Genomic DNA, 26,962 nt, shown 5'->3' with positions numbered 1-26,962 from the left:
AGGTGCTGCGCGTGCTCGGGGTGGACCCCGGGCTCACCCGGTGCGGTGTCGGGGTGGTCGAGGTCACTCCGAACCGTCGCGCCCGACTGGTGCACGTCACGGTCGTCCGCACGCCGGCGGACATGGCGCTGGAGCAGCGCCTCGTCCTCATCGCCGCCGGGATCGCCGAACAGATCGAAGAACACCGCCCGGATGCCGTCGCGGTGGAGCGGGTGTTCGCCCAGGCGAACGTCCGCACCGTGATGGGCACCGCGCAGGCCTCCGGTCTCGCGCTGCACGCCGCTGCCGTCCGGGGGATCCCGGTCGGCCTGCACACCCCGTCGGAAGTCAAGGCGGCGGTCACCGGCTACGGCAACGCCGACAAGAAGCAGGTCCAGGCGATGATCGCCCGGATCCTCGGCCTGGCGGAGGCACCGAAGCCGGCCGACGCCGCGGATGCGCTCGCGCTCGCGGTGTGCCATGCCTGGAGGCTCGGGGCACCCGACCAGGTCGGCGTGCAGTCCGGCAGCCTGACGCCGGCGCAACGCGCGTGGCGGGACGCGCAGGCCGGCACGGGTGGACGGTCCACGTCGTCGCCGTTGGCGCAGGCCGCGGCCGCCGCAGCGGCGGCAGGTCGCTCCGGTGCCGGGCAGCGCGCCTCGTCGGGGACGTCGGCGGCTGCCCGTAGGCTCGGGGCATGATCGCGAGTCTCCGGGGCACCTGCATCGACGTCGCCGGATCGTCCGTCGTGATCGAGGTCGGCGGGGTCGGCTACGCCGTCACCGTCACCCCCGCGCACGCGCTGACCATGCGCCACGGCGCCGAGGTCTTCGTGCGCACCGCGATGATCGTCCGTGAAGACGAGCACCTGCTCTTCGGCTTCGAGTCGACGGACGCGCTCCGCGTGTTCGACCTGCTGCGGAGCGTCTCCGGCGTCGGTCCGAAGTCGGCGCTCGGCGTCCTCGGGGCGATGGACCCGGCACAGATCGCGAACGCCGTCGCGCACGACGACGACGGCGCCTTCCGCAAGGTCTCCGGCATCGGCCCGAAGACCGCGAAGCTGATCATCGTCGCGCTCTCCGGCAAGCTCGCGGCGTTCGAGACCCCGACCGCTGCCCCCGGTGCTCGTGCCGGTGTCGCGCACCCCGCCTCGGAAGACGTCGTCATCGCGCTCGTCGGGCTCGGCTGGCGCGAAGACGCCGCGCGCAGCGCCGTCGACGACACGATCGCGAACGAACCCGGCGTCGCGGCGATGGGCACCCAGGCGCTGCTCCGCGCGGCGCTCGGCGCGCTCCGTCCCACCGGTGCCGGTCGATGAGCGGCGGCATCACCGCGGCCGACGCCCAGTCCCCGGAAGAACTCGCCTTCGAAGGTGCGCTCCGGCCGAAGTCCCTGGCGGAGTTCGTCGGACAGCGGAAGGTCCGCGGGCAGCTCGACCTGCTGCTGAAGGCGGCGGCGATGCAGGACCGCACCCCTGACCACATCCTGATGGCGGGGCCACCCGGGCTCGGCAAGACGACCCTCGCGATGATCGTCGCGCACGAGTCGGGCCGCCCGCTGCGGATGTCGAGCGGGCCGGCGATCCAGCACGCCGGCGACCTCGCCGCGGTGCTGTCGTCGCTGATGCCGGGCGAGGTCCTCTTCATCGACGAGATCCACCGGATGGCGCGCTCGGCGGAGGAGATGCTCTACCTGGCGATGGAGGACTTCCGGATCGACGTGATGGTGGGCAAGGGTGCGGGTGCGACCAGCATCCCGCTCGACCTCGCGCCGTTCACGCTCGTCGGTGCCACCACCCGGGCGGGCCTCCTGCCGAACCCGCTGCGCGACCGCTTCGGCTTCACCGCGCACCTCGAGTTCTACGAGCGCGACGAGCTCGAACAGGTCCTCATCCGTGCCGCGCACCTGCTCGACCTCGACTTCGACCGCTTCGCCCTGCGGGAGATCGCGGGCCGCTCGCGGGGGACACCCCGCATCGCGAACCGGCTGCTCCGCCGCGTGCGGGACTACGCCCTCGTGCACGGCACCCGGGACGGCATGGCCGCGGTCCAGGGCGCGCTCGAGCTGTACGACGTCGACGAGTACGGCCTCGACCGGCTGGACCGCGCCGTGCTCGAGACGATGCTCACCCGCTTCGACGGCGGCCCGGTCGGGTTGAACACCCTCGCAGTCTCCGTGGGCGAAGAGTCCGAGACCATCGAGTCCGTGGTGGAGCCCTTCCTCGTCCGGATCGGCCTGGTCACGCGGACGCCGCGCGGCCGGATCGCCACCCCGTCGGCGTGGCGCCACTTCGGCCTGACCCCGGGTCAGGGCGGCGTCGGCCCACAGCCCGGCCTGTTCGAGGACGAGTAGTCCGACCGTCTCAGCCGGGGGAGACGACGGGCACAGCCCCGTGCCCTAGACTGCTACGGCCCGAAACCGAAATACCAGAGAAGGCATCGCAATCATGGGTCAAGAAGTCATCCTCATCGTCATCGTCGTGGCGTTCGCGGCCTTCATGTTCTACAACAGCCGCAAGCGCAAGAAGCAGCAGTCCGAACTCGCGACCAAGATGGTCCCGGGCGCTCGGGTCATGCTCTCGTTCGGCCTCTACGGCACGCTCCTCTCCGTCGATGACGAGAAGGTCACCGCCGACGTCGAGATCGCCCCCGGAACCATCGTGACCGTGCACCGTCAGACGCTCTCCCGCGTCGTGGACGACAGCGCATCGGACATCGAGACCACCGCCACCCCGGAAGACGAGCCCAAGCCCGTCGCCGAACTCAACGGTGAGCCCGTCTACGGCGAGCGTGCAGACGACGCCGAGCAGGCGAAGCGCAAGTCCGAGGACTGATCCGCTCACCCGCCCGGACACATCCGTGACCGGGCGGTGACATCTCTGCCGTCGGCGTGCGCGCCGTCGGTCCTGACAGAAAGACGAGACGACCGGTGGCACGATCGACACCCGTCAAGAAGGCGCTGCGCTCGCTCACCTGGTTGGTGATCATCATGGCGATCCTCGCTGGCCTGAACACGGCCGCGTCGATCCTCGCCAGCACCACCAAGGACGACACGGGCAAGTGGTTCGAAGGCGCGAGCTGGGTCCCCGAGCTCGCCCTCGACCTGCAGGGCGGCACGCAGCTGACCCTCGCGGCGCAGAGCACCGACGGTGACTCGGTCACCGCGGACCAGCTCAAGCAGGCGGTGAACATCATCCGGCAGCGCATCGACGCCACCGGTGTCTCCGAGTCCGAGATCAACACCCAGGGCGCGAACAACATCGTCGTCTCGATCCCGGGCAAGCCCGACCAGCAGACGATCGCGCGGATCGAGGCAGCGGCGAAGCTGACGTTCCGCCCGGTCCTCTACACCGAGGCAGCGACCGACACCTCCGTCGGTGACGGGTCGTCCTCGAGCGCCTCGCCGACGCCGTACTCGCCGCCGGCGTCGCTCCAGGCCACGCCGAGCGCGAAGCCGTCGAACGCGAGCGACCTGAACTGGGTCACGCCGAAGCTGCAGGACCTGTACACGAACTACCAGTGCACGGCTCCGGACGACGTCTCCTCCGCGCCCGATGACGAGCCCCTCGTCACCTGCGACCAGGACGGTGCCGCGAAGTACATCCTCGGCCCGGTCGAGGTGTCCGGCGCGAACATCAGCAACGCCACCTCGGGCCTCGCGACGTCCTCCCAGGGCACCACGACCGGTGAGTGGGCGGTCAACCTGACCTTCGACGGCACCGGCACGAAGGACTTCCGCACGGTCACGAACCGCCTCGTGTCCCTGACCGCGCCGCAGAACCAGTTCGCGATCGTGCTCGACGGCAACGTGATCACCGCGCCGACGACGAACAGCGCGATCACGAACGGCAAGGCGCAGATCAGCGGGTCGTTCACCGCGGAGTCCGCGAAGACCCTCGCCGACCAGCTGAAGTACGGCGCCCTGCCGATCAACTTCAAGGTGCAGTCGAACGAGAACATCTCGGCCACGCTCGGCACCGCGCAGCTCATCGGCGGCCTGGTCGCCGGCCTGATCGGTCTGATCCTCGTCATCATCTACTCGGTCATCCAGTACCGGGCCCTGGCGTTCGTGACGGTCCTGTCGCTCGGCGTCGCCGCCGCGCTGACGTACCTCGTGATCGCGATCATGTCCTGGCGCGTCGACTACCGATTGTCGTTGGCCGGCGTCGCGGGGTTGATCGTGGCGATCGGCATCACAGCGGACTCGTTCATCGTCTACTTCGAGCGGATCCGCGACGAACTCCGTGAAGGCCGAGCCCTCGAAGGCGCGGTCGAGTCCGGCTGGAAGCGTGCACTCCGCACGATCCTGGCGTCCGACTCGATCAACTTCCTCGCCGCGATCGTGCTCTACATCCTCGCGGTGAGCGACGTGAAGGGCTTCGCGTTCACGCTGCTCCTCACCACCCTCATCGACGTCGTGGTCGTGATCCTCTTCACGCACCCGATGCTCCAGCTCATCTCGCGCCGCCGCTTCTTCAACGAGGGGCACCGGTTCAGCGGGCTCGACCCAGCGGCCCTCGGTGCCGTGTACCGCGGCCGTGCCCAGTTCCGGGCACCCGTCGTGGACGGCAAACGCCAGCGCAGTGCCGGTGAGGCACAGCGTCGACAGACCATCGCGGAGCGCAAGGCCGGCAACGGCGACAACGGCGGCAAGCCGAACGGGAAGGACAGCTGATGGCGAGCTTCAGCCAGTTCGGCAACGACCTCTACACGGGCAAGCGCTCGTACGACATCGTCGGCCGCCGACGCCTCTGGTACGTGATCGCCATCGCGGCGATCCTGATCTCGCTGGGCGTCCCGTGGCTCCGCGGCGGGTACCAGCTCGGCATCGAGTTCACCGGCGGTTCCGAGTTCACGATCTCGGACGTCAAGAACCTCGATCAGAACCTCGCGACGGACGCCGTCGAGAACATCGTCACCGACGAGATCCCGCGCGTCTCGCAGCTCGGGACGCACGGCATCCGCGTGCAGACCGGGCAGCTCACCGACGCGCAGACCACGCAGGTGCAGGGTGCCCTCGCCGACGCGTACAACGTCGACAGCAGCGAAGTCGCATCGACCTTCATCGGCGCGACGTGGGGTGCCGACGTCCTCGCGCAGGCCATCCGCGGCCTCGTGATCTTCCTCGCACTGGCAGCCGTGTTCATGGCGCTGTACTTCCGCACCTGGAAGATGTCGCTCTCGGCGATGGTGGCGCTGCTCCACGACCTCCTGATCACGGCCGGTGTCTACGGCATCGTCGGGCTCGAGGTCACGCCGGCAGCGGTCATCGGCTTCCTGACGATCCTCGGGTACTCGCTCTACGACACCGTGGTGGTCTTCGACAAGGTGCGTGAGAACACCGCGATGGAGACCCACCGCACCTTCGTGCAGTCGGTGAACCTCGCGGTGAACCAGACGCTCGTCCGCTCGATCAACACCTCGGTCGTGGCGCTCCTGCCGGTCGGCGCGATCCTCTTCATCGGGTCGTACGTCCTCGGCGCCGGGACGCTCCGCGACATCTCGCTCGCGCTCTTCATCGGCATCATCGTCGGCACCTACTCGACGATCTTCATCGCGTCGCCGATGTACGCACACCTCCGCGAAGGTGAGCCGAAGATCAAGGCGGCGGACGCCAAGAAGCAGGCCGCGGCGAAGAAGCGCGCCGAGGTCAACGCGACGGCGGAGGCCTGATCCCGTGGAGGAGATCACCACCGAGGAAGCCCTGCGCCGCATCGCGGCCGGCTCGCGGCTGTACGACGTCCGCGAGCAGGGGGAGTGGGACGACGTCCACGCCCCGCAGGCCACACTCGTGCCGATGTCGGAGCTGTCGGAGCGCTGGACCGAGATCCAGCCCACCGACGAGCCGGCGATCACCGTCTGCCACTCCGGGATGCGGTCCGCACGGGTCGTCGCGGCGCTGGAGCAGTCCGGGGTCCCCGCGGTGAACCTCGCCGGCGGCATGGTCGCGTGGGAAGCCGCCGGTGCGCCGGTGGAGCGCGCCGACGCCCAGCGCGAACGTGGTCACGAGCACTGACGCCACGCGCGTAGTCTGGTCCGATCAGTCCTGGGAGGCGCATCATGACGGACATCCGTGAGTCCTCGAAGCAGGACGACTCCACGCCCAGCCGCCCGGGCGCATCGGTCCCCGGCGCCAGCCCACTGCCGTCGAGCCCGCCGCTCGGCCCGAACACCACGGGCAACCTCGGCTCGCTCCGGTCCCTCCTGCCGCGCCTGTTCTCCCGGGCACAGCCGGCCGGTGCGGTCGACACCCTGATCCGCACGGTGCGCTCGCACCACCCCAAGGCCGACATCACGCTCATCGAGCGCGCGTACTCCGTCGCCGAGCGCGCCCACGACGGGCAGAAGCGCAAGTCCGGCGAGCCGTACATCACACACCCCGTCGCGGTGGCGCAGATCCTGGCAGACCTGGGGATCGGGCCGATCACGATCGCGGCCGCCCTGCTGCACGACACGGTCGAGGACACCGACTACCAGCTGGACCAGCTGCGCCAGGACTTCGGCGACGAGATCGCGATGCTCGTCGACGGCGTCACGAAGCTCGACAAGGTCAAGTACGGCGACAGCGCGCAGGCGGAGACCGTCCGCAAGATGGTCATCGCGATGTCGAAGGACATCCGCGTGCTCGTCATCAAGCTCGCGGACCGGCTGCACAACGCCCGCACGTGGGGCTTCGTCGAGTCGACCTCGGCCACCCGCAAGGCCAAGGAGACCCTCGAGATCTACGCGCCGCTGGCGCACCGGCTCGGGATCCAGATGATCAAGCTGGAGCTCGAGGACCTCTCGTTCGCGGTGCTGCACCCGAAGCTCTACGTCGAGATCGACAGCCTCGTCAAGGAACGGCAGCCGAAGCGCGAGCAGTTCGTGCAGAACGTCATCGGCACCCTCAAGAAGGACCTCAAGGCCGCGAAGGTCCGCGGCGAGGTCATGGGGCGGCCGAAGCAGTACTACTCGATCTACCAGAAGATGATCGTGCGGGGCCGCGAGTTCGACGAGATCTACGACCTCGTCGGCATCCGGGTGCTCGTGCCGACGGTCCGTGACTGCTACGCGATGCTCGGGTCCGTGCACGCGCGGTGGACGCCGCTGCCCGGCCGGTTCAAGGACTACATCGCGACGCCGAAGTTCAACCTCTACCAGTCGCTGCACACCTCGGTCCTCGGACCGCAGGGGCGCCCGGTCGAGATCCAGATCCGTACCCACGAGATGCACCAGCGCGCCGAGTTCGGTGTCGCCGCGCACTGGAAGTACAAGCAGCGTGCCGCCGGCCGCGAAGTCGACAGCTCCAGCGCCACCGACCAGGACATGGCGTGGCTCGCGCACATCACCGACTGGCAGGCGGAGACCAGCGACCCGGGCGAGTTCCTCGACTCGCTGCGCTACGAGATCGGCGCGAAGGAGACCTACGTCTTCACGCCGCAGGGCAAGGTCATCGGCCTGCCCGCCGGCGCCACCCCCGTCGACTTCGCGTACGCCGTGCACACCGAGATCGGCCACCGCACCATGGGTGCGAAGGTGAACGGGCGGCTCGTGCCGCTCGAGAGCTCGCTGTCGAGCGGTGACGTCGTGGAGATCTTCACGTCGAAGAACCCCGACTCCGGCCCCTCGCAGGACTGGCTGACCTTCGTCCGGAGCCCCCGCGCCCGGAACAAGATCAAGCAGTGGTTCACCAAGGAGCGCCGCGAAGAAGCCATCGAGCAGGGCCGCGACGCGATCGCCCGGGCGATGCGCAAGCAGAACCTGCCGCTGCAGCGCATCATGAGCCAGGACTCCATCTCCGAGGTGGCCTCGGCGATGCGCTACGACGACGTCTCCGCGCTCTACGCCGCCATCGGTGAGGGCCACGTCTCCACGCAGTCGGTCATCGAGAAGGTGCTCGCCGGCGTCCAGACGGAGACCGAGACCGACGAACCCGAGCTGGCGTTCCCGCGCCAGGTCACGAGCCGGCAGCTGCGCAACAGCGACAGCGGTGTGCTCGTCCGTGGTGCGCCCGACATCCTGGTCAAGCTCGCGAAGTGCTGCACCCCGGTGCCGGGGGACCAGATCGTCGGGTTCATCACCCGCGGTCAGGGCGTCTCCGTCCACCAGGCGTCGTGCACGAACGTGAAGTCCCTGATGAACGAGCCCGACCGGATGATCGAGGTCGAATGGGCGCCGTCGTCGAAGTCGGTCTTCCTCGTCCAGATCCAGATCGAGGCGCTCGATCGGTCGGGGCTCCTCAGCGACGTCACCCGGGTGCTGACGGACCACCACGTGAACATCCTGTCGGCGACGGTCTCCACGTCGTCCGACCGTCTGGCCCTGTCCCGGTTCGTGTTCGAGATGGGTGACACCACCCACCTGGACCGCGTGCTGAACGCGGTGCGCCGCATCGACGCGGTGTACGACGTGTACCGCGTCAGCGCAGGCTGAGCGACACCGCGCGGACCACGGCAGTCGTGCCGGTGCTGTCTGCGGCGCCCGCGAGCTCGGCCAGTCGTCGCTCGGCCTGACGCACCATCGGCACGGTCCCGAGCCGGTGCAGCCGCTCACGAACGTGGTCGGCCGTCACGTCCGTGACCGCGAGGAGCCCGACCACGGTCGCGGCGCGCTCGGCCCACCCGTCCGGACTGGCGGTGCGCAGCAAGTCCAGCGCCGTCCGGGTCGGCGAGGTCACCGAGGTCCCCGCCAGGAGGACCAGGTCGTCCTCGTCGATCGCGATCTCCCGGATCCGGTCGCCGCCGCTCTGGCGGACGCGTTCCCCGGCACGGACGCAGGCGTCGTGGGGGAGTGGCGGCCGGGAGCGGGCACCCCAGATCCACGCGGCGCTCCGCCCGGAGGCGATGACCCGGTCGTCACCGGTGCTCCACGCGAACGACGCCGCACGGAGTGCCGGGTCCTGCGGCTCGGCGACGGATGCCCAGCAGGCTCCCACGGCGACGAGCTCCCCCGCGAGCACGGCCGCGCGCAACTCCGCTTCGGGCCAGTCCTCGGTGGTGACGAGGCGGGAGGGAGGCACCCGCACATCCTGCCGCACCCACCGGCCGACCCGGTCCCCTTGTGGACAGCGCCCGGCGAAGTGCGCGCGAGCGCGACAGCGCCGGGCGAAGCGCGCGCGCCGGCGCCCGGCTCAGCGCAGGACGTGCGCCCGGTGCACCAGCGCCGCCGCGCCGATGAGCGGCCCGTCCTGCGAGAGCCCGGTCGGGACGATCCGCACCTTCGTGACGAACCCGAACTCACGACGCTCCGCGACCGCCTGCCGCGCGTACTCGAACAGGTCCGGCGTGACGTGCGAGAACCCGCCGCCGATCGCCACCACCTCGAGGTCGACCAGCGACGTCGCCGACGCGATCGCCTGCCCGAGCGCCCGTCCGCTGCGCTTGACCGCGGCGACCGCGATCTCGTCACCCGCCGCGTACGCGGCCGACAGTTCCTCGCCGGTGGTGCCGGTGAATCCCTGACGCTGCGCCCACGCGACGGTCTTCGGGCCGCTGGCCACGGCCTCCAGGCAGCCGGTGCCGCCGCAGGCGCACGGATCGTCGTACCCGCCGCACTCGACGTGCCCGATGTGTCCGGCGTTGCCGGTGGGGCCGCTGACGGTCCGGCCGTGCAGGATCAGCCCGCCACCGACGCCGGTGGACACGATCATGCCCATCACGTGGTCGGAGCCCTGCGCCGCGCCGAGCCAGTGCTCGGCGAGTGTGATCGCGAGCCCGTCCATGCGGAGCGTCACGGGCGTGCCGTCGGGCACGTGCGCGGCGATGCGGTCACGCAGCGGGTAACCGCGCCAGACCGGCATGTTGAGCGGCGAGACGAGCCCGTGCTCCTCGTCGACGGGGCCGGCGGAACCGATCCCGACGCCGGCGAGCGTCGCGTCGGCGGGCAGCGCACCGAGCGCGTCGGTGACGACCTCGTCGACCGCGGCCTGCAGCTCCTCCGAGGTGCGCTGCGGCCCGGTGGGGCTCCGGAAGCGGCTGCCGGGCAGCACGACGCCCTGGTCGCTGACCAGCGCGGCCTCCACCTTGGTGCCGCCGAGGTCGACGGCGAGGGCGAGGGCCCCGGGGTGGTCGGTCGTGGGTTCCGTGTTCGACATGCTCGCTCCGATGCGACGGTCTGGAGGCTCGGTGCGGCCCCGTGACGCGTCGTCGCGTCCGGTCCGCACCCCGGCTCAGGGCAGGTGGTGGGTGGGAGGGTGCGGATCAGTGCGCCGCGGAGCAGCGCCGCGGTCCAGCGCGCCGCGGTTCAGTACGAGCTGGTGTCGTCACCCGCGCCGGAGGCGGCGCCGGTCTCGACGCGGTGCGCGACCTCGTCGAGGATGCGTGCCGAGGCGCTGGTGCCGATGCGGTCGGCACCGGCCTGGACCATGTCGATGAGGGTGTCGAGCCCGCGGACGCCGCCTGAGGCCTTCACGCCGGTGTCCGCGCCGACGGTCTCGCGCATCAGGGCGATGTGCTCCGTGGTGGCGCCACCACCGGCGAACCCGGTCGACGTCTTCACGAACGCGGCGCCACCGGCGACGGCGGCCCGGCTGGCGGCGACGATCTCGTCGTCGGTGAGGAACGCGGTCTCGAGGATGACCTTCACGACCGTGTCACCGGCGGCGTCGACGACGGCGCGGACGTCGTTCCGGACCCGGTCCCAGTCGCCGGACTTCGCGGCGCCGATGTTCTGGACCATGTCGAGCTCGAAGGCGCCGTCGGCCAGGGCCTGCAGCGACTCGGCGACCTTCGCCTCGGTCGAGGTGGTGCCGTGCGGGAAGCCGATGACCGTCCCGACGCCGACCCCGGTGCCCTGGAGGCGCTCCACGGCGTGCCGGACGTCGCTCGGCCGGACGCACACGCTGAAGACGCGGTACGTGGCGGCTTCGTCGAGCTGCGCGTCGACGTCGGCACGGGTGAGTTCCGGCTTCAGGATCGCGTGGTCGATGAGTCGACGGACTGCGTCGGCGGTGACGGGGAAGGCTGCGTTGTCCACCCGACGAGCCTACCCTCAAGGCGCGCGGCGTACCGTGCCCCGCATGCGCGTCCTCGTCACCGGGGCCACCGGCTACATCGGCGGTCGTCTCGTTCCCCGTCTCCTCGAAGCAGGGCACTCCGTGCGGGTGCTCGTCCGCACCCCGCAGAAGCTCGACGACGTCCCGTGGCACGGTGACGTCGACATCGTGCAGGGGGACCTGCAGGACGCCGACGCCGTGGCCACCGCGGTGGACGGGATCGAGGCCGTCTACTACCTGGCGCACGCGATGGGCGCCGACGGCGACTTCGAGTCGGCCGAGCGGAAGGCCGTCGAGACCATGGCGTCCGCCGCGGAGGCCGCTGGTGTGCGCCGCTTCGTGTACCTCGGCGGCCTGCACCCGGACGGCGAGCTCTCGAAGCACCTGCGCAGCCGGAAGGAGGTCGGCGACGTCCTGCTCGGCTCCGGTGTCCCGACGATCGCCTACCAGGCCGGTGTGGTGATCGGCTCCGGCAGCACCTCGTTCGAGATGATCCGGCACGTCACGGACGTCCTGCCGTGGATGCCCGCGCCGAAGTGGGTCCGCAACCGGATCCAGCCGATCGCCGTGCGCGACGTGCTCTACTACCTCGTCGCGGCGCTCGACATCCCCGACGACGTCAACCGGACGTTCGACATCGGTGGGCCGGACGTGCTCCGGTACGGCCAGATGCTGAACGGCTACGCGGTCGAGGCCAAGCTGCCCCAGCGCCCGATCTCGTCGCTGCCGGTCATGACGCCGGGGCTCGCCGCCCACTGGTTCAACGCCGTCACCCCCATCCCGCGCAAGCTCGCGACCCCGATCATCGAGTCGCTGCAGTTCGAGTGTGTCCAGCGCGAGCACGACATCGACGACGTGGTCCCGCGCCCCGCCGGGGGACTCACCTCGTACCGACGGTCCGTGCGGCTCGCGCTGACGAAGATGCGCAAGGGCGAGGTCCAGACGAGCTGGCGCAGCGCGACGCTCGCGAGCACGCCGGCCGACCCGCTGCCGAGCGACCCGGACTGGGCCGGCCACACCGTCTACGTGGACGACCGGCACCGCCACAGCGCCGCGCCGCCGGAGGCCGTCTGGAGCGTCGTCGAGTCCATCGGCGGCGAGAACGGCTGGTACTCCTTCCCCCTCGCGTGGGTCGCACGCGGCTGGATGGACAAGATCGCCGGCGGTGTCGGGCTGAACCGCGGCCGTCGCGACCCCAAGCGTCTCGAGCAGGGCGACGCGCTCGACTGGTGGCGCGTCGAACGACTCGACCGCGGGCGCTACCTGCGGCTCCGGGCCGAGTTCAAGTCACCGGGTCGTGCGTGGCTCGAGATGACCGTGACCCCGACCGACGACGGCGGCTGCGACTACCACCAGCGGGCGCTGTACTTCCCGCAGGGACTCGCCGGACGGCTCTACTGGTACTCGATCCTGCCCTTCCACGGGGTCATCTTCCCCGGCATGGTGGAGCGCATCACGGCCCGTGCCGAGCGCGAAGCCCACCGCACCGACTCGACGCAGGCCAACAGCACGCACCAGAATGGGTCTCGCACGCCGGAGCACGAGGAGGCAGCATGAGCGACGACGAACGCGGCACGATCCTGTTCCTGGGGGACAGCATCACCGCAGGCGGGTCCTGGGACGAGCGTCTGCCGGACGAGCAGACCCTGAACCACGGCATCAACGGCGACACGACGGACGGCGTCCTCGAACGGCTCGACGCCGTCGTGGCAGCCGCACCGGAAGAGATCGTGCTGCTCATCGGCACCAACGACTTCGGCAACCACCGCAAGAGCGCCGAGCACGTCGTGCGGAACGTCGAGACGATCCTCGTGACGCTCCGCCGCGAGCTCCCCGGGGTCCGGCTCCTGCTGGTCTCGATCCTCCCGCGGCAGGCCGAGTACACCCCGCGCATCGAAGAGGCGAACCGGCACCTCCGCCAGTTCGTCGCCACCTGTCACGCGCAGTACCTCGACGTCTGGCCGGCCCTGGCCGACGGGGACCACCTCGCCGAGCAGTTCACCGACGACGGCCTGCACCTCACCGACGAGGGCTACCGGGCGTACGTCGCCGAACTCGTCCCGGCGCTGGAACGGCTCCGCGGCCTCCCGCCGATGTCCCGGCCCATCACCGCGATCGAACTGGACGAGGCCTCCGCCTGATGGCAGCACGGAAGGGACGGCCCCCGGTCGGGTCGTCGTTCGGGGCGGCCGCGTCCAGCGCACGCCCGGCCCCTGCGGTGTCCGCCACCCCGGCGTTCACCCGTCCGGCGCTCGCACCGTCCCTGCTCGCGGCCATCGTGCTGCTGGCGTGCATCGCGTTCCTGGACGCCCCCGCGTTCGTCTTCGTGCGCTGGGGGATCACCGTCCTGGCCCTGATCGTGCTGGTCTTCTGCATCCGCGGCCGCTCCTGGTGGACCGCCGTGCTGATGGCCGCCGTCGCGGTCTGCTGGAACCCGCTCGTCGTCGTCCCGATCCCCGGGCAGGTCTGGGCGGCGCTGCAGGTCGTCGCCGCCGCGCTGTTCATCGTGGTCGGCATCGTCGTCAAGGTGCCCCGAACGACGGAAGCACCGCCCGCCCGGTAGGATCGGCAGCGTCGGGCACGTGGTCCGACCACACGAGACGAAGGGCATGGATGAGCAACGAGACCGAGCCGGTGACCGAGAGTCCTCTGCTGAACCCTCGACCGTCCTCCGGCGGTCTCGATCGATCCGACGTCGTGCTCCGGAAGGGGCGCTTCACCCTGCTGAACGGGCACCTGACCCCGCAGCAGTCCATGATCGAAGACCTGCTCTTCCTCGACGACGCGCTCACCGCCGCGGACGTCGACCACCTCCTCATCCGCGGCAACGACCAGCGCCCGGTGATCGCGCTCGACGAGCGGGACCGCCAGCGCGCCGAGTCCGCCGTGATGGACGCCGCCGTCGGCGAACCGTTCTACGCGAAGCCGCCGGGGAAGCCCGCGGTGCTCGTCGTCGACGACGGCCTCGGCTCGCCGGACGACCTCGTCCTGCGCGTCTTCCGTCCGCGCGTCGAGCCGCTCGGTCGTCTCCGCTACGGCGCCGAGACCAGCGTCCAGATGGAGTTCTGGCGGGTGACGGACACCGAGGTCCTCGCACCGGTGGAGAACGCCCTGATGCGTCGCAGCCTGCCGGTCGAGGAGTTCGTCCTCGTCGACATCGAGCGCTACGGTCGCACCTGGCGCACCGTCGAGCACATGTTCGACGACCACGTCTCGGACATCCGCTTCCCGATCGACATCGTCTTCTCGTGGGTGGACGGCAACGCGATCGAGTACCAGCGAGCCCGCCAGGCAGCGCAGTCGTCCGCCGTCCTGGGGGAGGGCGACGACGCCCCCGCCCGCTTCCGGCAGATCAACGAGCTCAAGTACGCACTCCGCTCGGTGTACATGTACGCGCCGTGGGTCCGGACGATCTACATCGCGACCGACTCCCCGGCACCGGCATGGCTCGCCGACCACCCGCGCGTCCGGATCGTCCGCAGCGAGGAGTTCTTCGCCGACCCGTCCGTGCTGCCGACGCACAACTCCCAGGCCGTCGAGTCGCAGCTGCACCACATCCCGGGCATCAGCGAGCACTTCATCTACTCGAACGACGACATGTTCTTCGGCCGGCAGGTCGACCCGTCGGTGTTCTTCAGCCCGGGCTCCGTGACGAAGTTCATCCTCGCCACCACGCGGATCGGCCTCGGCTCGAACAACCCCGCGCGCAGCGGCTTCGAGAACTCCGCGCGGGTGAATCGCCGGCTCCTCGCGCAGCGCTTCGGCGCCGTGACGACCCGGCACCTCGAGCACGCTCCCACCCCGCTCCGCGCGAGCATCATGACCGAGATGGAGCACGAGTTCGCGGACGAGTTCGCGGCGACCGCCGGCTCCCGGTTCCGTGCGGCGGAGAACATCTCGGTGACGAACTCGCTCTACCACTACTACGCGCTGCTCACCGGTCGCGCGATCGTGCAGGAGAACGCGCCCGTCCGCTACATCGACACCACGATGCAGTCCGGGCTCCGCGCACTCGAGGACCTGCTGAAGAAGCGGAACGTCGACTTCTTCTGCCTGAACGACGGCAGCTTCCCCGAGGTCAGCGACGACGAGCGCACCACCCGCGTCACCGACTTCCTGGACCGCTACTTCCCGTTCCCGGCCCCGTGGGAGAACCCGGACGCGTAGCGCCGCGGGAGGACGCGTGCGCTGGCGCTGGCGCTGGCGCTGAGATCGCACTTCGTGTCGGGTCCGTCACGGACGATCCGACACGAAGTGCGATCTCACCAGGTACGGGACCAGCGCCGGGGCCGGGGCGCGTCAGCGGTGGACGGGGGAGACGGGGACCGAGTCGAGCGTGAAGACGGGGATGCTCGAGGTCACCGGAGCCGGCTCGACCGCCGCGGGGATGACGACTCCGGCCGCCGCGAGACGGGCGTCCGTCTGCTCGGACGACACCGGCTCACCGACCGTGGCGTACTGCCCGATCGGCACCACCGAGTGCACGACGTTGTGGCCGTACACGTGGACCAGGTTGAACGACTGCGCACCGTCGCGGCCGCGCGTCCCGCCCTGGAACTCGTTGAGGTCCTGCGTGTAGCACGTGGCACTCGCCACGGAGACGGGGATGCCGGCGAACACGGCGCTCGTCGAGTAGTGCAGGTGCCCGGCGATGATGGCCAGGATGTCGGATCCCTCGACGACCTCGGCCAGCGCCTGCTGCTCGCGGAGCTCCACGAGGACGGTCAGGTCCTGCACGCTCGGGACGGGCGGGTGGTGCATCGCGAGGATCGTGCCGTGCGGTGCGGCCTCGGAGAGCACCTCTGCGAGCCAGTCGAGCTGCTCGGGGGTGACGATGCCGTAGTGCTCGCCCGGGACGCTGGTGTCGAGGGTGATGACGCGGAGGCCGTTCACCTCGTACACGAAGTCCACCGGCCGGTCGGTGGGGTGGAGTCCGAAGAGCTCCTGGCGGAACGCGCCGCGCTCGTCGTGGTTGCCCATCGCCCAGATCACCTGGGCGCCGATGCGCTCGGCAGCCGGCTCGATGATCCGTCGGACGCGGGCGTAGGCCCCTGGCTCGCCCTTGTCCGCCACGTCCCCGGTGATGATGATCGCCTCCGGACGGGCACCGGATGCCTCGATCTCGTCGATGATCTGCGACAGCCGTGCGGCCGAGTCGACGTCCCCGTAGAGGTCGCCGTCACCCGCGATGAGGTGGGTGTCGCTGAGGTGGAGCAGGAAGTGGTTCGGCCTGGGGTGCTCGGCCGTCCGGGATTCCATCGGGTTCTCATTCCGTTGGTGGGCCCCTCGGGGGAGGAGCCCGTTCCAGATGCGTGGTGCAACACGATGCCACACCGTCCTGGACGAGTCCAGCACGCCCTCGTGAATCGCGGGTGAACCGAAGGCGGCGTGGCACGAAACAACCCCCACCACGATCGTGGCGGGGGCTGTTTCGTTGCGCTGTCCGGACTCAGTGTCCGCCGGCTCCGACCTGCGGGGCCTGGTGCGTGCCCTCGAGGTCTGGGCCGTGGTGCGCGGCGTGCGCAGCCTCGAGCTCGGACTTCGAGACGGGCGCGATGCGGTCCTCGAAGAAGAAGCGCGACATGCCGGCGCGGACCTTCTGGACCGGGGTGATCTGCCCCTTGGCGTTCGGACGGATCATGAGCGGCTTGTACTCGTTGAACTGCAGGAGCTTCCAGCGCTCGTACTCGTCGAGCTGCTCGTGGACCTCGATGTACTCACCGTGCGGGAGTCGGACGATGCGGCCCGACTCGTAGCCGTGGAGGACGATCTCGCGGTCCTTCTTCTGCAGCGCCAGGCACACGCGCTTCGTGATCCAGAAGGCGACGAACGGGCCGAGGACGGTCGTGGCCTGGATGACGTGGATCACGCTGTCGATCGAGACCAGGAAGTGCGTCGCGATGATGTCCGAGCTCGCCGCGGCCCAGAGGCTGGCGTAGAGCGTGACTCCGGCAGCGCCGAACGCGGTGCGGGTCGGGGCGTTGCGGGGACGGTCCGCGATGTGGTGCTCACGCTTGTCGCCGGTGACCCACGCCTCGATGAAGGGGTAGATGAAGATCGCCAGGATGAGTCCGACGAGCACCGCGATCGGCGCGAGGATGTTGAACGACACCGTGTAGCCGAACCACACGACTTCCCAGTGCGGGGGCACCAGTCGGAGCGCGCCGTCCGCGAAGCCGATGTACCAGTCGGGCTGGGTACCGGCGGACACCGGGGAGGGGTCGTACGGGCCGTAGTTCCAGATCGGGTTGATCGTGAACAGCGACGCGATGAGGGCGAGGATGCCCGCGACGATGAAGAAGAAGCCACCGGCCTTCGCGGCGAACGCCGGGAGGATCGGGACGCCCACGACGTTGTCGTTGGTCTTGCCGGGGCCCGCGTACTGCGTGTGCTTGTTGACCACGACGAGCACGAGGTGGACACCGAGGACCGCCACGAGGATCGCCGGGAGCAGCAGGATGTGCAGCGTGTACAGGCGGCCGACGATCGCGGTTCCGGGGAACTCGCCGCCGAACAGGATGTAGCCGATCCAGACGCCGATCACCGGGACGCCCTCGATCATGCCGACGATGATGCGGAGACCGTTGCCGGAGAGCAGGTCGTCGGGGAGCGAGTAGCCGGTGAAGCCCTCGGCCATGGCGAGGACCCACAGCACGAAGCCGAAGACCCAGTTGAGCTCGCGCGGCTTGCGGAAGGCACCGGTGAAGAACACGCGGGCCATGTGAAGCATCACCGAGGCGACGAACAGCAGGGCCGCCCAGTGGTGGATCTGCCGGACGAAGAGCCCGCCACGGATGTCGAACGAGATGTTCAGCGTCGACTGGAGTGCCGTCGACATCTCGACGCCCTTGAGCGGGACGTAGGAGCCGTTGTAGACGACCTCGGTCATCGAGGCACCGAAGAAGAACGTCAGGAACGTCCCCGACAGCAGGATGACGACGAAGCTGTACAGCGCGACTTCACCGAGCATGAAGCTCCAGTGGTCGGGGAAGATCTTGCGACCGACCTCCTTCACCAGACCGGAGATGCTCGTGCGCTCGTCGATGTAGTTGGCGACCCCGCCGATGATGCGGGACCCACGCTCCGGAGCGGGCTTGGTGCTCGCCGTGTTCGGTGCGTTCGTGGTGGTGGTGCTGGTCATCAGCGTTCACGCTCCCAGAAGGACGGTCCGACCGGCTCGTGGAAGTCGCTCTGCGCAACCAGGTAGCCGTCGTCGTCGATCGCGATCGGAAGTTGGGGGAGGGGGCGAGCCGCCGGACCGAAGATGACGTCGCAGTTGTTCGAGACGTCGAAGGTCGACTGGTGGCAGGGGCACAGCAGGTGGTGCGTCTGCTGCTCGTAGAGCGCGACCGGGCATCCGACGTGGGTGCAGATCTTGGAGTAGGCAACGATACCGTCGTAACCCCAGTTCTCGCGGCCCTTCGAGGGGTTGAGGTCCTTCGGGTCGAGGCGCATGAGGAGCACCGCGGCCTTGGCCTTCTCCTCGAGCATGTCTTCCTTGTCGAGGAGCCCGTCCGGGATCACGTGGAAGACCGAGCCGATGGTGACGTCCGAGGCCTTGATCGGCAGACCGGTCGGGTCCTTCGTCAGGCGCGTGCCCTTCGCCCACATGGTGTGGCGGAGGAGCTCGTTCGGGTCGGCGGCCGGGGCGAGGTCGCGGACCAGCACGATGCCGGGCAGCGGGAACGCCACGAGGGCGCCGATCATCGAGTTGCGGATCAGCTTGCGACGGCTGAAGCCGGACTCCTTGTCGGCGAGCTGGAAGGCCTCGACGGCCTTCGCGCGGGTCGCGTCGGTGCCACGGGTGGGGTGGCGGAGCTCGCTGATCTCTCGGTCGGAGACCAGGGACTTCGACCAGTAGACCGCGCCGATGCCGAGGGCGAGCAGCGCGAGCGAGATGGCCAGACCGAGGAAGAGGTTCGCGGTGCGGACCGTCCCGAAGTCGTCGGACTTGATCGGGAACGCGACGTACGCGGCGATCGACAGGACGCTGCCGACGATCGAGAGGTAGAAGAACGTCGCGACCTGGCGCTCGGCCAGCCGCTGCTTCTTCGGGTCGACGTCGGTGCGGCGCGCGCGGTGCGGCGGCTCACCCGGGTTCTCGAACGGTTCCGCGGGCAGGACCGCGGTGCCGGCCGGCACCGAGGTGCCGTGCTTCTCGACAGCCGAGGACGAGTTCAGCGCCTCGTCGTCGTGCTCTGCCATGGTGTTCCCTTCAGTGTCGTGCGACACGGACGATCAGTTGGACTTCGCGGTCAGCCAGACGGTCATCGCGACCACCGCGCCGAGTCCGAAGATCCAGATGAACAGACCCTCTGCCACCGGGCCGAGGGCGCCGAGGCCGAAGCCACCGGGCGAAGCGTTGTCCTGCACGTACTTGAGGTACGTGATGATGTCGGCCTTCTGCTGCGGCGTGATGTTCAGGTCGTTGAACACCGGCATGTTCTGCGGACCCGTGACCATGGCCTCGTAGATGTGCTTGCCCGTGACGTTCGTCAGGTTCGGCGCGTACTTGCCCTCGGTCAGGGCACCACCGGCACCGGCGACGTTGTGGCACATCGCGCAGTTGATGCGGAAGAGCTCCGCACCGGCGGCGGCGTCACCGTCGGAGCCGTCGGTGAGCGACGTCGAGGGGATCGACGGGCCGGGGCCGAGCGAGGCGACGTACGCCGCGAGGGCGTCGACCTGCGTGTCGGTGAACTGCGAGGGCTTCTCTTCGGCCTGGGGGCCCTGGGCAGCCATCGGCATGCGACCGGTGCCGACCTGGAAGTCGACCGACGCTGCGCCGACACCGATGAGGGACGGGCCCTCGCTGGTGCCCTGTGCGGACAGGCCGTGGCAGGTGGCGCAGTTGGACGCGAAGAGCTTCTGGCCTTCGTTCACCTGCGACTGGCTCGCGGCCGCGACCGTGGTCGTGCTGCTGTCGTCGGCGGAGGCCGTGGAGCTGAACAGCGCGTACGCACCGCCGGTGGTCATCAGACCGACGACGATGAGCGAGACGGTCGCCAGCGGGGAGCGGCGGCCCTTCTTGGACTTGGTTCTGTTGAACATGCGGTGGGTGCTGTCCGATTCCTACTTGAGAAGGTAAATGACGGCGAAGAGGCCGATCCAGACCACGTCGACGAAGTGCCAGTAGTACGACACGACGATGGCCGTGGTGGCCTCCTTGTGGCCGAAGTTCTTCGCGGCGAAGCCACGGCCGAGCGTCAGGAGGAAGGCGATCAGGCCACCGGTCACGTGCAGGCCGTGGAAGCCGGTGGTGAAGTAGAACGCCGAGCCGTAGGCACTGGAGGAGAGCGTGATGCCCTCGTGCCAGAGGTTGGCGTACTCGAAGATCTGGCCGCAGACGAAGACCGCGCCCATGCAGTACGTGACGAAGAACCACTCCGTCATGCCCCAGTCACGGGGGTTCCAGCTCGTGCGGTGCACCTGGAAGCGCTCGGCGGCGAAGACCGCGAACTGGCACGCGAAGCTGGACAGGACCAGCACGATCGTGTTCACCGAGGCGAACGGCACCTCGAGGTGGGCGGTCTCGGTCGCCCAGAGCTCGGGGGAGGTGCTGCGCAGCGTGAAGTAGATCGCGAACAGGCCGGCGAAGAACATGACCTCGCTGCCCAGCCACACGATCGTCCCCACGGCAACGGGGTTCGGCCTGTTGAGGACCGTACCGCTGGCTGGTCTGGAGAGAGGGGTGCTTGTCACAGAGTCCATTATGGCCGAAACCACCGACAGTGTTTTGCCAGGCAACTGGCGGGTCGTTCGAAAACAGTACGATCGCGGGTATGTCTGACGTTCTCTCCTGGCCTGCCGTCATCAGTGCGCTCATGGCGCGCGAGGACCTGACGATCAGGCAGTCCACATGGGCCATGGAGGAGATCGTGCACGGGCGCGCCACCGACGCCCAGATCGCCGCCTTCGCCGTGGCCCTCCGCGCCAAGGGCGAGACCGTCGACGAGGTGGTCGGTTTCCGCGACGCGATCCTCGAAGCCGCCGTCCCGCTGGACGTCGACCCGATGGCGCTCGACATCGTCGGCACCGGCGGCGACGTGGTCGGCACCGTGAACGTGTCGACGATGGCGGCGATCGTGATCGCCGCCGCCGGCGTTCCGGTCGTCAAGCACGGCAACCGCGCGAGCTCCTCGAAGTCGGGCTCGAGCGACGTCCTCGCGGCGCTCGGTCTCGACCTCACGATGGACGCGGTGCGCGTCGCGGACACGTTCCGGCGTGTCGGGCTGACCTTCGCCTTCGCGAGCGCCTTCCACCCGGGCTTCGCGCACGCCGCCCCGGTCCGCCGTGAGATCGGCGTGCCGACCGTCTTCAACTTCCTCGGCCCGCTCGTGAACCCCGCACGGTGCGAGGCGAACGCCGTCGGCGTGGCGCAGCTCGAGCTGGTCCCGATCATCACGGGCGTGTTCCAGACGCGCGGCGCGACCGCACTGGTGTTCCGCGGCGACGACGGCCTCGACGAGCTCACCACGACCGGCCACAGCCACATCTGGGAGGTCACCGGCGGCCGCGTCACCGAGCACGACCTCGACCCGCGCGACCTCGGCATCGCCCGTGCCCGGATGGAGGACCTGCTCGGCGGCGAACCCGCGGAGAACGCGGCGATCGTCCGGCGTGTCCTGGCGGGGGAGACCGGTCCGGTCCGCGACATCGTGCTCCTGAACGCCGCGGCCGGCCTGGTCTCGTTCCGCCTCGCCGAGGACCCGGAACAGTGGGACCGGCCGATCCTGCACCGCTTCCGCGAGCAGCTCGTCGTCGCGGCCGAGGCGATCGACTCCGGTGCCGCCGAGCGGAAGCTCGCCGACTGGGTCGACGCGGCACCCGTCGCGTAGCCGACGGACCGCGCGGGTCACGTCGGGCACACCACGGCCCTGGACCACGGACGGGAGGCCCGGTGCCGGTCCCAGGGACCGGCACCGGGCCTCCCGGCTGGTGCGTCGCGTCAGCTGACGACTACTGGACGTCCTCGTCGACCCAGTCGAAGGTCTTCGTGACGGCCTTCTTCCAGAGGCGCAGCGTGCGGTCGCGCTCCGCGGCGTCGAGCTGCGGCTCCCAGCGCTGGTCCTCCTGCCAGTTGGCACGGAGCTCGTCGAGGTTCGCCCAGAAACCGACGGCGAGGCCGGCTGCGTAGGCGGCGCCGAGCGCGGTGGTCTCCGCGACGACCGGTCGGACGACCGGCACGTCGAGGATGTCCGCCTGGAACTGCATGAGCTCGTTGTTGGCGGTCATGCCGCCGTCGACCTTGAGCTCGGTCAGGTCCACGCCGGAGTCCGCGTTCACGGCGTCGAGGACCTCGCGGGTCTGCAGCGCCGTGGCCTCGAGGGCCGCACGGGCGATGTGGCCCTTGTTGACGTAGCGCGTCAGGCCGACGATCGCACCGCGGGCATCCGGACGCCAGTACGGCGCGAACAGGCCGGAGAACGCCGGGACGAAGTACACGCCGCCGTTGTCGTCGACCGTCTTCGCCAGCGCCTCGACCTCCGGGGCGCTCTGGATGAGGCCCAGGTTGTCGCGGAGCCACTGGATGAGCGACCCCGTGACGGCGATCGAGCCCTCGAGCGCGTAGTGCGTCTCCTGGTCACCGAGCTTGTAGCCGACGGTCGTCAGCAGCCCGTTCTCGGAACGGACGATCTCCGTGCCGGTGTTGAAGATCAGGAAGTTGCCGGTGCCGTACGTGTTCTTCGACTCGCCCTTGTCGAACGCGGCCTGGCCGAACGTCGCGGCCTGCTGGTCGCCGAGGATGCCGGCGATCGGGACCTCGCGGAGGAGGTTCGACGACTCGACGTGGCCGTAGACCTCGGAGGAGCTGACGATCTCCGGGAGCATCGACTTCGGCACACCGAAGTCCGCCAGGATGTCGTCGCGCCACTGCAGCGTCTCGAGGTCCATGAACAGCGTGCGGGACGCGTTCGTGACGTCGGTCTTGTGCACGCCGCCGTCGACGCCACCGGTCAGGTTCCAGAGGACCCAGGTGTCGGTGGTGCCGAAGAGCAGGTCCCCGGCCTCGGCCTTCTCGCGTGCACCCTCGACGTTCTCGAGGATCCACATGATCTTGGTGCCGGCGAAGTACGTCGCGAGCGGGAGACCGACGACCGACTTGTAGCGGTCGGTGTCGCCGTCGGCGAGCTTGTCGACGATCGACTGGGTGCGGGTGTCCTGCCAGACGATCGCGTTGTAGACGGCCTTGCCGGTGGTCTTGTCCCACACGACCGCGGTCTCGCGCTGGTTCGTGATGCCGACCGCGGCGACGTCGTGGCGGGTGATGTCGGCGCGGGAGAGTGCCTGGCCGATCACCTCACGGACGTTGTCCCAGATCTCGGCGGGGTCGTGCTCGACCCATCCCGCGCGCGGGAAGATCTGCTCGTGCTCCTTCTGTCCGACGGAGATGATCGAACCGGAGTGGTCGAAGACGATTGCACGGGTGCTGGTCGTGCCCTGGTCGATGGCGACGATGTAGTCGGCCATTGGTGCTCCTTACGGGTGTTCGGTGCTGCGGCCGGCCCCGGCGTTGGGGCCGGCCGACGGGGACGGGTGTGGGATCAGGCGAGGGGGAGCAGTGCGTACGACAGACCTGCCGCGATCGCACCACCGATGAGCGGACCGACGACCGGCACCCAGGCGTAGGCCCAGTCGCTCGAGCCCTTGCCCTTGATGGGCAGGAAGGCGTGCGCGAGGCGCGGGCCGAGGTCACGGGCCGGGTTGATCGCGTACCCGGTCGGGCCACCGAGGGAGACACCGATCGCGATCACGAGGAACGCCACGGGGATGGCGCCGAGCTCGGACGGGGTCTTGCCGTTCGTGAACGCGATCACCACGAAGACGAGGACGAAGGTGCCGATGATCTCGGTGACGAGGTTCCAGCCGTAGGAGCGGATGGCCGGGCCGGTGGAGAAGACGCCGAGCTTGGCGGCCGGGTCGGGCTCCTCGTCGAAGTGCTGCTTGTAGGCGAGCCAGACGATGACCGCACCGATGATCGCGCCGATCAGCTGGGCGAGCCAGAAGAGGAACATCTCACCGACGGTGATGTTGCCGAGGATGGCCTGGGCGAGGCTGACGGCCGGGTTCAGCTGGCCGCCGGACTTGTACGAGACGGTGACGCCGGCGAAGACCGCGAAGCCCCAACCGATCGTGACCATGAGGAAGCCTGCGCCGAAGCCCTTGGACTTCTTGAGTGACACGGCGGCGACGACACCGCCACCCAGGATGATGAGCATCGTGGTGCCGACGAGCTCGGAAAGGAACTTGACGCCGATGTCGTCCATCGGTGACCTCCATTGCGCTGGTTGGGGGTCCCGATGCTGCTCGGCACTCCCCATCGAGTGATTGTGGCGAGCATACTGCCGGGGATTTCCGACGGGTGATGAACACGTGAGCGATCTGCGGGAAGTTGCACGAACGTGCATGAGGAGTGTGCGTCAGGCCATTCCGGGGCGGGATCCCCACGGGCACCCCGTGCACGAACGTGCAGGTCCGGGGAACGCACGCCCGTTGTAGCCTGGGCCCACTCCGGACGACGTCGGCGGTGTGCAGGCCTCGTCCGGGCGTCCGACCCGTGGAGGCCCCGTCATGAAGAAGCTCATCAACGACCCGCAGGACGTCGTCATCGAGACCGTGCGGGGGTTCGCCCAGGCGCACGCCGGTCACGTGGTCCTCGTCGAGGACCCGATCCACCTGCACCGCGCCGACGCCCCGGTGTCCGGCAAGGTCGGCATCGTCAGCGGCGGCGGCAGCGGGCACGAACCCCTGCACGCGGGCTTCGTCGGGTACGGCATGCTCGACGCCGCCGTTCCCGGTCCCGTCTTCACGAGCCCCACCCCTGACCCGATCGTCGCGGCGACGAAGGCCGTGGACGGCGGAGCGGGCGTGCTCCACATCGTGAAGAACTACACCGGCGACGTGCTCAACTTCGAGACGGCCGCCGAGCTCGCCGGGATGGACGACATCCGGGTCGAGTCCGTCGTGGTCGACGACGACGTCGCCGTGCAGGACTCGCTCTACACGGCCGGCCGCCGCGGCGTGGCCGGCACGGTCGTCGTCGAGAAGTGCGCCGGTGCCGCTGCCGAGCGCGGCGACGACCTCGACGCGGTCGCGGCCGTGGCCCGCCACGTCAACGACGTCACGCGGTCGATGGGCCTCGCGATCGCGCCGGGCACCGTGCCGCACGCGGGGGAGCCGTCCTTCTCGCTCGGGGACGACGAGGCCGAGCTCGGCATCGGGATCCACGGCGAACCCGGACGCGAACGCATCGCGATGGCGCCCGTGGACGCCCTGGTCGACCGGGTCCTCGAGCCGATCCTCACCGACCTCGCTGCCCCTGCCGGCTCCCGGCTGCTGCTCCTGGTCAACGGGATGGGCGGGACGCCGCTCTCCGAGCTCTACATCGCCTATCGACGCGCCGCCGAGGTGCTCGCGGACCGCGGCCACGAGGTCGCGCGTAGTTTGGTGGGCGACTACGTCACGTCCCTCGAGATGCAGGGGTTCTCGATCACCGTCACGGTGCTCGACGACGACCTGATCACCCTGTGGGACGCACCGGTCGAGACCCCGGCGCTGCGCTGGGGCCGCTGACACCGACCGGCCGGCACCGTCCGGCCGCCGATCCGGGCCGTGCTCGGCCCGCAGGAAGGAACACCAATTGGCGCTCGACACCGCATGGGCCATCGACTGGGTCCGACGCACCGCCGCGACGATCGACGAGCACCGGGCGGAACTCGTCACGCTCGACCGCGAGATCGGTGACGGCGACCACGGCGAGAACCTCGACCGCGGCTTCCGCGCCGTGCTCGAGGCCGTCGACGGTGGCTCGTTCGACACCCCAGGGTCGGTCTTCAAGACGGTCGCCACGAAGCTGATCTCGACGGTCGGCGGTGCCGCCGGTCCGCTGTTCGGGACCGCGTACCTCAAGGCAGCGCAGGCCGCCGGTGACGCCACCGAGCTCGACGCGGACACCCTCGTCGCGGTGCTCACCGCGGCGCGCGACGGCGTCGTCTCGCGCGGCAAGGCCGCCGTCGGCGACAAGACGATGATCGACGCGTGGACCCCGGCGGTCGACGCGGCCGCCACCGCTGCGCAGGCGGGGGAGAGCCCGGAGCGGGTGCTCGCGGCCGCCGCGGACGCCGCGGTCACCGGCGCCGAGTCCACCGAGCCGCTCGTCGCCCACAAGGGCCGCGCCAGCTACCTCGGCGAACGCGCCGTCGGGCACCGCGACCCCGGCGCACAGTCCACGGCCTACATCCTCCGCGCCGCGGTGGACGCGGCGTGAGCGTCGGCATCCTGATCGTCTCGCACAGCGCGGCGATCGCGTCCGGCACCGTGGAGCTCGCCCGGCAGATGGCGGCGGACGTGCAGCTCGTCGCCGCGGGCGGCACGGACGACGGCGGGATCGGGACCTCGTTCGAGGCGATCACCGCGGGCATCGAGGAGCTCTCCGGCGCCGACGCGATCGTCGTCCTGTGCGACCTCGGCTCCGCCTACCTGACCACCGACACGGCGCTGGACTTCCTCGACGACGGCGTCCGGGAACGGGTCCACGTGTCCGACGCCCCCATCGTGGAGGGTGCGGTGGCCGCCGCGGTCGCGGCCCAGACCGGTGGTGACGTCGACGCGGTGCTGGCCGCCGCGGCGTCCGCCGCAGCGTCCGAGGCGGACGCGGGCACGGCCTCCGGTCCGGATGCCGGCGACCGTCTGTCGGACGGAGGACGGCCTGGAGGCCCGGTGCCGGATGACGGCGCCGGTCCCGCCGGCGATGTGACTGCGTCCACGACCGTCGAACTGGTCAACGAGACCGGGCTGCACGCCCGCCCAGCGGCCGAGTTCGTGAAGACCGCCGCGAAGTACGACGCCGCGGTCCGCGTGAACGGCGTCGACGCGAAGAGCCTCCTCGGGATCATGGCGCTCGCGCTGCCCAAGGGGGCGACGGTGACCATCGAGGCCAGCGGCGACGACGCCCAGGACGCGGTCGACGCGCTCGACGAACTGGTGCGCTCCGGCTTCGGGGAGTGACCGG

26 protein-coding genes are annotated in these 26,962 nt (G+C 69.8%); 16 read left to right on the top strand and 10 right to left on the bottom strand.

Going from position 1 to position 26,962, the window contains the following annotated elements; genetic code table 11:
• Window positions 1-5: 5 nt before the first annotated feature.
• From ruvC to EDF24_RS13810, 8 genes are all read left to right on the top strand, one after another.
• Window positions 6-680 carry a crossover junction endodeoxyribonuclease RuvC gene (ruvC, locus tag EDF24_RS13845; RefSeq protein WP_123653846.1) on the top strand — a complete coding sequence of 225 codons (675 nt, stop codon included), beginning with the start codon at window positions 6-8 and terminating at the stop codon, window positions 678-680.
• Window positions 677-1,297, top strand: a complete 621-nt coding sequence (gene ruvA / locus EDF24_RS13840; protein ID WP_123653429.1) for a Holliday junction branch migration protein RuvA — start codon at window positions 677-679, stop codon at window positions 1,295-1,297. The genes ruvC and ruvA overlap by 4 nt, the downstream gene beginning before the upstream one ends.
• Complete coding sequence (ruvB, locus tag EDF24_RS13835; RefSeq protein WP_123653430.1) at window positions 1,294-2,331, top strand: Holliday junction branch migration DNA helicase RuvB; 1,038 nt, start codon at window positions 1,294-1,296, stop codon at window positions 2,329-2,331. The genes ruvA and ruvB overlap by 4 nt, the downstream gene beginning before the upstream one ends.
• 94 nt (window positions 2,332-2,425) lie before the next feature.
• Complete coding sequence (gene yajC / locus EDF24_RS13830) at window positions 2,426-2,812, top strand: preprotein translocase subunit YajC (protein WP_123653431.1); 387 nt, start codon at window positions 2,426-2,428, stop codon at window positions 2,810-2,812.
• 95 nt (window positions 2,813-2,907) lie between these two features.
• Window positions 2,908-4,653, top strand: a complete 1,746-nt coding sequence (gene secD / locus EDF24_RS13825; RefSeq protein ID WP_123653432.1) for a protein translocase subunit SecD — start codon at window positions 2,908-2,910, stop codon at window positions 4,651-4,653.
• Window positions 4,653-5,651 (top strand): protein translocase subunit SecF, encoded by a 999-nt coding sequence (gene secF, locus EDF24_RS13820; RefSeq protein ID WP_123703606.1) that lies wholly within the window; start codon window positions 4,653-4,655, stop codon window positions 5,649-5,651. The genes secD and secF overlap by 1 nt, the downstream gene beginning before the upstream one ends.
• 4 nt (window positions 5,652-5,655) lie before the next feature.
• Complete coding sequence (locus EDF24_RS13815; protein WP_123703604.1) at window positions 5,656-5,994, top strand: rhodanese-like domain-containing protein; 339 nt, start codon at window positions 5,656-5,658, stop codon at window positions 5,992-5,994.
• Between the two features lie 44 nt (window positions 5,995-6,038).
• Window positions 6,039-8,390, top strand: a complete 2,352-nt coding sequence (locus tag EDF24_RS13810; protein WP_260233449.1) for a bifunctional (p)ppGpp synthetase/guanosine-3',5'-bis(diphosphate) 3'-pyrophosphohydrolase — start codon at window positions 6,039-6,041, stop codon at window positions 8,388-8,390.
• Here the strand turns inward: EDF24_RS13810 and EDF24_RS13805 are convergent.
• The 3 genes from EDF24_RS13805 to deoC form a co-directional block, all read right to left on the bottom strand.
• Complete coding sequence (locus tag EDF24_RS13805) at window positions 8,377-8,976, bottom strand: hypothetical protein (protein WP_123703602.1); 600 nt, start codon at window positions 8,974-8,976, stop codon at window positions 8,377-8,379. The genes EDF24_RS13810 and EDF24_RS13805 overlap by 14 nt on opposite strands.
• 111 nt (window positions 8,977-9,087) lie before the next feature.
• On the bottom strand, window positions 9,088-10,050 hold the full coding sequence (locus EDF24_RS13800) for an ROK family protein (RefSeq protein WP_123703600.1): 963 nt from the start codon (window positions 10,048-10,050) through the stop codon (window positions 9,088-9,090).
• 149 nt (window positions 10,051-10,199) lie between these two features.
• A complete protein-coding gene (gene deoC / locus EDF24_RS13795; protein ID WP_123703599.1) occupies window positions 10,200-10,931 on the bottom strand; it encodes a deoxyribose-phosphate aldolase in 732 nt (243 codons plus the stop codon).
• Between the two features lie 43 nt (window positions 10,932-10,974).
• Between deoC and EDF24_RS13790 the strand changes: the two genes are divergently transcribed.
• The 4 genes from EDF24_RS13790 to EDF24_RS13775 are packed head-to-tail and all read left to right on the top strand — an operon-like array spanning window position 10,975 to window position 15,117.
• Window positions 10,975-12,507: an SDR family oxidoreductase gene (locus EDF24_RS13790; RefSeq protein ID WP_123703597.1), complete on the top strand. Its 1,533-nt coding sequence runs from the start codon at window positions 10,975-10,977 to the stop codon at window positions 12,505-12,507.
• A complete protein-coding gene (locus EDF24_RS13785) occupies window positions 12,504-13,091 on the top strand; it encodes a GDSL-type esterase/lipase family protein (RefSeq protein ID WP_123653439.1) in 588 nt (195 codons plus the stop codon). Before EDF24_RS13790 ends, EDF24_RS13785 begins: the two co-directional genes overlap by 4 nt.
• Window positions 13,091-13,513 (top strand): DUF6804 family protein, encoded by a 423-nt coding sequence (locus EDF24_RS13780; RefSeq protein WP_185021672.1) that lies wholly within the window; start codon window positions 13,091-13,093, stop codon window positions 13,511-13,513. Before EDF24_RS13785 ends, EDF24_RS13780 begins: the two co-directional genes overlap by 1 nt.
• A gap of 50 nt (window positions 13,514-13,563) precedes the next feature.
• The gene (locus EDF24_RS13775) at window positions 13,564-15,117 is read left to right on the top strand and encodes a stealth conserved region 3 domain-containing protein (protein ID WP_123653440.1); all 1,554 of its coding nucleotides are present in this window, start codon (window positions 13,564-13,566) and stop codon (window positions 15,115-15,117) included.
• Between the two features lie 132 nt (window positions 15,118-15,249).
• Here EDF24_RS13775 and EDF24_RS13770 read toward each other — a convergent pair whose 3' ends face one another.
• The 5 genes from EDF24_RS13770 to EDF24_RS13750 all read right to left on the bottom strand — a co-directional run bounded on the left by EDF24_RS13770 (window position 15,250) and on the right by EDF24_RS13750 (window position 20,661).
• Window positions 15,250-16,209 carry a phosphodiesterase gene (locus EDF24_RS13770; RefSeq protein ID WP_123653441.1) on the bottom strand — a complete coding sequence of 320 codons (960 nt, stop codon included), beginning with the start codon at window positions 16,207-16,209 and terminating at the stop codon, window positions 15,250-15,252.
• 190 nt (window positions 16,210-16,399) lie between these two features.
• Window positions 16,400-18,091, bottom strand: coding sequence for a cytochrome bc complex cytochrome b subunit (locus tag EDF24_RS13765; protein WP_123653442.1), 1,692 nt, complete (start codon window positions 18,089-18,091; stop codon window positions 16,400-16,402).
• A complete protein-coding gene (locus EDF24_RS13760) occupies window positions 18,091-19,155 on the bottom strand; it encodes a ubiquinol-cytochrome c reductase iron-sulfur subunit (protein ID WP_123653443.1) in 1,065 nt (354 codons plus the stop codon). Before EDF24_RS13760 ends, EDF24_RS13765 begins: the two co-directional genes overlap by 1 nt.
• Before the next feature lie 33 nt (window positions 19,156-19,188).
• Entirely contained in the window at window positions 19,189-20,001 is an 813-nt protein-coding gene (locus EDF24_RS13755; RefSeq protein ID WP_123653444.1) for a cytochrome c, read from the bottom strand.
• A 21-nt stretch (window positions 20,002-20,022) separates the two neighbouring features.
• On the bottom strand, window positions 20,023-20,661 hold the full coding sequence (locus EDF24_RS13750; protein WP_123653445.1) for a heme-copper oxidase subunit III: 639 nt from the start codon (window positions 20,659-20,661) through the stop codon (window positions 20,023-20,025).
• A 71-nt stretch (window positions 20,662-20,732) separates the two neighbouring features.
• Between EDF24_RS13750 and trpD the strand changes: the two genes are divergently transcribed.
• On the top strand, window positions 20,733-21,788 hold the full coding sequence (gene trpD, locus EDF24_RS13745; RefSeq protein WP_123653446.1) for an anthranilate phosphoribosyltransferase: 1,056 nt from the start codon (window positions 20,733-20,735) through the stop codon (window positions 21,786-21,788).
• Between the two features lie 121 nt (window positions 21,789-21,909).
• On the opposite strand, the gene glpK is transcribed toward trpD, so the two are convergent.
• Both glpK and EDF24_RS13735 read right to left on the bottom strand, forming a co-directional pair.
• A complete protein-coding gene (gene glpK, locus EDF24_RS13740) occupies window positions 21,910-23,421 on the bottom strand; it encodes a glycerol kinase GlpK (protein ID WP_123653447.1) in 1,512 nt (503 codons plus the stop codon).
• A gap of 74 nt (window positions 23,422-23,495) precedes the next feature.
• A complete protein-coding gene (locus EDF24_RS13735) occupies window positions 23,496-24,218 on the bottom strand; it encodes an MIP/aquaporin family protein (protein ID WP_123653448.1) in 723 nt (240 codons plus the stop codon).
• 304 nt (window positions 24,219-24,522) lie between these two features.
• Here EDF24_RS13735 and dhaK point away from each other — a divergent pair, with 304 nt between their 5' ends.
• The 3 genes from dhaK (at window position 24,523) to dhaM (ending at window position 26,958) form a co-directional block, all read left to right on the top strand.
• Window positions 24,523-25,524, top strand: a complete 1,002-nt coding sequence (gene dhaK / locus EDF24_RS13730; RefSeq protein WP_123653449.1) for a dihydroxyacetone kinase subunit DhaK — start codon at window positions 24,523-24,525, stop codon at window positions 25,522-25,524.
• 67 nt (window positions 25,525-25,591) lie between these two features.
• Window positions 25,592-26,218, top strand: coding sequence for a dihydroxyacetone kinase subunit DhaL (dhaL, locus tag EDF24_RS13725; RefSeq protein WP_123703595.1), 627 nt, complete (start codon window positions 25,592-25,594; stop codon window positions 26,216-26,218).
• Window positions 26,215-26,958, top strand: coding sequence for a dihydroxyacetone kinase phosphoryl donor subunit DhaM (gene dhaM / locus EDF24_RS13720; protein WP_123703594.1), 744 nt, complete (start codon window positions 26,215-26,217; stop codon window positions 26,956-26,958). The genes dhaL and dhaM overlap by 4 nt, the downstream gene beginning before the upstream one ends.
• Window positions 26,959-26,962: the final 4 nt, after the last annotated feature.

This window comes from Curtobacterium sp. PhB130, assembly GCF_003755165.1.
Classification (GTDB): Bacteria; Actinomycetota; Actinomycetes; order Actinomycetales; family Microbacteriaceae; genus Curtobacterium.
Note: the sequence above shows the minus strand (reverse complement) of the source record. Positions and strands in the feature narration are given on the sequence as shown.

What these genes read in the sequence shown, in the direction of transcription:
- ruvA (WP_123653429.1), top strand. Translation starts at nt 677, where the DNA reads ATGATCGCGAGTCTCCGGGGCACCTGCATCGACGTCGCCGGATCGTCC.
- ruvB (WP_123653430.1), top strand. Translation starts at nt 1,294, where the DNA reads ATGAGCGGCGGCATCACCGCGGCCGACGCCCAGTCCCCGGAAGAACTC.
- yajC (WP_123653431.1), top strand. Translation starts at nt 2,426, where the DNA reads ATGGGTCAAGAAGTCATCCTCATCGTCATCGTCGTGGCGTTCGCGGCC.
- secF (WP_123703606.1), top strand. Translation starts at nt 4,653, where the DNA reads ATGGCGAGCTTCAGCCAGTTCGGCAACGACCTCTACACGGGCAAGCGC.
- EDF24_RS13810 (WP_260233449.1), top strand. Translation starts at nt 6,039, where the DNA reads ATGACGGACATCCGTGAGTCCTCGAAGCAGGACGACTCCACGCCCAGC.
- EDF24_RS13800 (WP_123703600.1), bottom strand. Translation starts at nt 10,050, where the DNA reads ATGTCGAACACGGAACCCACGACCGACCACCCCGGGGCCCTCGCCCTC.
- EDF24_RS13790 (WP_123703597.1), top strand. Translation starts at nt 10,975, where the DNA reads ATGCGCGTCCTCGTCACCGGGGCCACCGGCTACATCGGCGGTCGTCTC.
- EDF24_RS13785 (WP_123653439.1), top strand. Translation starts at nt 12,504, where the DNA reads ATGAGCGACGACGAACGCGGCACGATCCTGTTCCTGGGGGACAGCATC.
- EDF24_RS13780 (WP_185021672.1), top strand. Translation starts at nt 13,091, where the DNA reads ATGGCAGCACGGAAGGGACGGCCCCCGGTCGGGTCGTCGTTCGGGGCG.
- EDF24_RS13775 (WP_123653440.1), top strand. Translation starts at nt 13,564, where the DNA reads ATGAGCAACGAGACCGAGCCGGTGACCGAGAGTCCTCTGCTGAACCCT.
- EDF24_RS13770 (WP_123653441.1), bottom strand. Translation starts at nt 16,209, where the DNA reads ATGGAATCCCGGACGGCCGAGCACCCCAGGCCGAACCACTTCCTGCTC.
- EDF24_RS13765 (WP_123653442.1), bottom strand. Translation starts at nt 18,091, where the DNA reads ATGACCAGCACCACCACCACGAACGCACCGAACACGGCGAGCACCAAG.
- EDF24_RS13760 (WP_123653443.1), bottom strand. Translation starts at nt 19,155, where the DNA reads ATGGCAGAGCACGACGACGAGGCGCTGAACTCGTCCTCGGCTGTCGAG.
- EDF24_RS13755 (WP_123653444.1), bottom strand. Translation starts at nt 20,001, where the DNA reads ATGTTCAACAGAACCAAGTCCAAGAAGGGCCGCCGCTCCCCGCTGGCG.
- EDF24_RS13750 (WP_123653445.1), bottom strand. Translation starts at nt 20,661, where the DNA reads ATGGACTCTGTGACAAGCACCCCTCTCTCCAGACCAGCCAGCGGTACG.
- trpD (WP_123653446.1), top strand. Translation starts at nt 20,733, where the DNA reads ATGTCTGACGTTCTCTCCTGGCCTGCCGTCATCAGTGCGCTCATGGCG.
- glpK (WP_123653447.1), bottom strand. Translation starts at nt 23,421, where the DNA reads ATGGCCGACTACATCGTCGCCATCGACCAGGGCACGACCAGCACCCGT.
- EDF24_RS13735 (WP_123653448.1), bottom strand. Translation starts at nt 24,218, where the DNA reads ATGGACGACATCGGCGTCAAGTTCCTTTCCGAGCTCGTCGGCACCACG.
- dhaK (WP_123653449.1), top strand. Translation starts at nt 24,523, where the DNA reads ATGAAGAAGCTCATCAACGACCCGCAGGACGTCGTCATCGAGACCGTG.